Source organism: Mesorhizobium sp. M7A.F.Ca.CA.002.09.1.1 (genome assembly GCF_003998555.1).
GTDB lineage: Bacteria > Pseudomonadota > Alphaproteobacteria > Rhizobiales > Rhizobiaceae > Mesorhizobium > Mesorhizobium ciceri.
Genome location: NZ_RZRR01000495.1, coordinates 1 through 4,157 on the forward strand (window position 1 = coordinate 1; position 4,157 = coordinate 4,157).

Annotated in this window: 3 protein-coding genes and 1 pseudogene; all 4 read right to left on the reverse strand. The window is 61.4% G+C overall.

The window, feature by feature from the left end:
- Positions 1-163: 163 nt before the first annotated feature.
- Entirely contained in the window at positions 164-1,432 is a 1,269-nt protein-coding gene (sufD, locus tag EN994_RS20460) for a Fe-S cluster assembly protein SufD (protein WP_063167809.1), read from the reverse strand.
- Between the two features lie 19 nt (positions 1,433-1,451).
- Positions 1,452-2,207: a Fe-S cluster assembly ATPase SufC gene (gene sufC, locus EN994_RS20465; RefSeq protein ID WP_013532160.1), complete on the reverse strand. Its 756-nt coding sequence runs from the start codon at positions 2,205-2,207 to the stop codon at positions 1,452-1,454.
- 27 nt (positions 2,208-2,234) lie between these two features.
- Positions 2,235-3,752, reverse strand: a complete 1,518-nt coding sequence (gene sufB / locus EN994_RS20470) for a Fe-S cluster assembly protein SufB (RefSeq protein ID WP_127307762.1) — start codon at positions 3,750-3,752, stop codon at positions 2,235-2,237.
- A gap of 242 nt (positions 3,753-3,994) precedes the next feature.
- A pseudogene (locus EN994_RS36200) lies at positions 3,995-4,157 on the reverse strand (cysteine desulfurase); the annotation flags it as partial.

The following is a 4,157-nucleotide window of genomic DNA, read 5'->3' on the forward strand; positions in this document are numbered from 1 at the left end:
GCCGAGATCCTTCCAACACCCCTCATCCGACCGAGCTTCGCTCGGCCACCTTCTCCCACAAGGGGAGAAGGTCTAGCGCTTTACCTTCTCCCCTTGTGGGAGAAGGTGGATTGGCGCGTAGCGCCAAGACGGATGAGGGGTGGCTTTGCCGGACCCCATCCAATTAGCCGTGTGCCACGAACCAGCCGTCGAGCCGCGCTTCCAGCGCTTCGACGATCGCCTCGTCGTCCAGTTCCTCGATCACCTCGGCGACGAAGGCCTTCACGAGCAGCCCCCGCGCGCTTTTCTCGTCGACGCCGCGCGCCATCAGGTAGAACAGATGATCGTGGTCGATCTCGGTGACCGTCGCGCCATGGCCGCAAATCACGTCGTCGGCGAAGATTTCAAGCTCCGGCTTGGTCGAGAACTCGCCGTCGTCCGACAGCAACAGCGTGTTGCATGCCATCTTGGCGTTGGTCTTCTGCGCATATTGATGGACGTTGATGCGGCCCTGAAACACGCCGCGCGCCTTGCCCGTCACCACGTTGCGGATGATCTCCGTCGAGGTCGTGTGCGGCACGGCGTGGTCGAGAACCATGGTCACGTCGGTATGGGTGTCGCCGGCCAAGAGGTTGATGCCGCGCAGCTTGAAATCGGCGCCTTCGCCAGTCGTCCTGACCATGATCTCCTGGCGCACGAGCTTGCCGCCGGCGTTCATGACGAACAACGTCAGCTTGGCATTCTTGCCGATATGGGCCTTGAACTGGGCCAGATGCGTCGCCGTTTCCGGCTGTTCCTGGACAATCAGCCACGTCACCTCGGCGCCTTCGCCGAGCACGAGCTGGCTGACCGAGCTGCCCAGGGCAGCGCCGTCACCTGTCTGCCGTTCGACGATGACGGCCTTGGCGCCGGCGCCGACACGCACTGGCAGGCGCACATGGGTCTGGCCGCCGGCCTGCAGGTTCTGCAGCTCGACCGGCTTTTCGAGTTCCACGCCATCGGCGATGTCGACAAAATATCCGTCGGCGACGAAAGCCGTGTTCAGCGCGCCGATGGCGTCGTCGCTGCCATAGGGGTCGAGCCCAGGTGCTGCGCTGCCGTCGACCAGCTTTTCCGACAGGCGCTGGAAAGAGACGCCTTCAAGAACCGGCACTTTGGCGTCGGACTTGCCGTTCAGGATCGACACCACAGTGGAACCGTCAACGATCGGCGCAATGGCCTTGGCCATGGCGGCAGGGTCGAAGTCCGGCACGGTATTCAGCAACCGGCGCAAGTCGGTATAGTGCCAGGATTCGACGCGCCGCGTCGGCAGGCCGTGCTTGATCGTCTCGATGGCGTCGTCGCGCTTCAGCATCACCGCGCCGTCGCCCGGCAGCAGCGACAGCCGGTCGCCGAACGCGTCGATCAACGCTGTCTCGGCCGGTGTCCGCTGCGGTTGTGCGTGCATGTTCATCGGTATTACCTCTGGCATCTCACGCTGCTTCGCCGATCACGCCGGCATAGCCATTGGCTTCCAGGTCGAGCGCCAGCGACTTGTCGCCTGACTTGATGACCTGCCCCTTGTAGAGCACATGCACGGTGTCGGGCACGATGTGCTCAAGCAGGCGCTGGTAGTGGGTGATGACCAGGAACGCCCGGTCCGGCGCGCGCAGCGCGTTGACGCCGTCGGAAACGATCTTCAGCGCATCGATGTCGAGGCCGGAATCGGTCTCGTCGAGCACGCACAATTTCGGCTCCAGCAATTTCATCTGCAGGATCTCCGCCCGCTTCTTCTCGCCGCCGGAAAAGCCGACATTAAGCGGCCGCTTCAGCATCGCCATCTCCATGCTGAGCGAGGCGGCGGCTTCCTTCACGCGCTTCAAAAATTCCGGGATCTTCAGCGGCTCCTCGCCGCGCGCCTTGCGCTGCTCGTTCATCGCCACTTTCAGGAATTCCATGGTGGCGACGCCCGGTATCTCCATCGGATACTGGAAGGCGAGGAAGATGCCTGACGTGGCGCGCTCGGCCGGATCCATTTCGAGGATCGACTGGCCGTTGTAGAGGATGTCGCCCTCGGTCACCTCATAGTCCTCGCGACCGGCGAGGATGTAGGACAGCGTCGATTTGCCCGAGCCGTTCGGCCCCATGATCGCGGCAACCTCGCCGGCTTTCACCGTCAGGTTCAGACCGCGGATGATTTCGGTGCCGTCATCGACGATGCGGGCGTGCAGGTTTCTGATTTCAAGCATTTTTTCGTTTCCTGAATATCTGTCCGGTCAGCCGACCGAGCCCTCAAGCGAGATACCGATCAGCTTCTGCGCCTCGACAGCGAATTCCATCGGCAGTTGCTGGATGACGTCCTTGACGAAGCCGTTGACGATCAGCGCGATCGCCTCCTCTTCAGGGATACCGCGCTGCATGACGTAGAATTTCTGGTCCTCGGAAATCTTCGACGTGGTCGCTTCGTGCTCGAACTGCGCCGTCGAATTCTTGGCTTCCATGTAGGGCACGGTGTGCGCGCCGCACTGGTCGCCGATCAGCAGGGAATCGCAGTTGGTGAAGTTGCGGGCGTTGGTCGCCTTGCGGTGCGCCGAGACCTGGCCGCGATAGGTGTTCTGCGAGAAGCCGGCGGCGATGCCTTTGGAGATGATGCGGCTCGACGTGTTCTTGCCGAGGTGGATCATCTTGGTGCCGCTGTCGACCTGCTGATAACCGTTCGAGACAGCGATCGAACAGAACTCGCCCGAGGAATCGTCGCCGCGCAGGATGCAGCTCGGATATTTCCAGGTGATCGCCGAGCCGGTCTCGACCTGCGTCCACGAGATCTTCGAGCGATCGCCACGGCAGTCGCCGCGCTTGGTGACGAAATTGTAGATGCCACCCTTGCCCTCGGCGTCTCCGGGATACCAGTTCTGCACCGTCGAATATTTGATCTCGGCATCGTCGAGCGCCACCAGTTCGACGACGGCGGCATGCAGCTGGTTCTCATCGCGCTGCGGCGCCGTGCAGCCTTCGAGATAGGAGACGTAAGCCCCCTCCTCGGCGATGATCAGCGTGCGCTCGAACTGGCCGGTGTTCTTCTCGTTCATGCGGAAATAGGTCGACAGCTCCATCGGGCAGCGCACGCCCTTGGGCACGAAGACGAACGAGCCGTCGGTGAACACGGCCGAATTCAGCGTGGCGTAATAATTGTCGGAGGTCGGCACAACCGAGCCGAGATACTTCTTCACCAGTTCGGGATGCTCGCGGATGGCTTCCGAGATCGAGCAGAAGATGACGCCGGCCTGCGCCAGCTCCTTCTTGAAGGTGGTGACGACGGAAACGGAATCGAACACGGCGTCGACGGCGACGCGGCCCGATTTGTAGACATTGTCGCTGACTTCCTCGAGTTCCGAGGCGTCGGTCTTCTGCACGCCGGCGAGGATTTCCTGCTCGCGCAGCGGAATACCGAGCTTCTCGTAGACCTTCAAGAGTTCGGGATCGACATCGCTGAGCGAGGTCGGGCCGGGCGTGCTCTTGGGCGCCGCGTAGAAGTAGATGTCCTGGAAATCGATCTTGGGATAGTGGACGCGCGCCCAGGTCGGCTCGTCAAGCGTCAGCCAACGGCGATAGGCTTCCAGACGCCATTCCAGCATCCAGGACGGTTCGTCCTTCTTGGCCGAAATGAAACGGATAATGTCTTCGCTGAGGCCTTTGGGGGCCTTATCCATCGCGATTTCGGTCTGGAATCCATATTTATATTGGTCGACGTCGATCTTTCGGACCCGATCGATCGTGTCCTGCACAGCAGGCATATGCGTTCTCCATCCACGCCGGGGTCAAGGCCCGACAGTTTTCAAACTATGGCACCGCCAAAACGAACCCCAAAAAGGCGCTTGCGGCAGCGTAAGTTTCATATAGTGCGCTTCGACCGGAAATTCACCCGGCCAGCATGAAACGCACGGCTCTACCAGGCCGAATGGCCCAAATCATTTTCGTCAAGCATCGGATTTTCCCGAAAATCGCTACGCGCTTTTCGGTCCGATGCCCCAACCGCTCACGCGGCTTTTTCTCTATCCGCCCGACGCGCGGCGATTCCCGTCAGCGCAACGCGAAACAACTCGATGTCTTCCGCGCCCGTCGCCGGACCGATCGACACGCGCAAGGCGCCAAGGCTGTCACCGTATCCCATGGCTTTCAGCACATGGCTCGGTCCGACC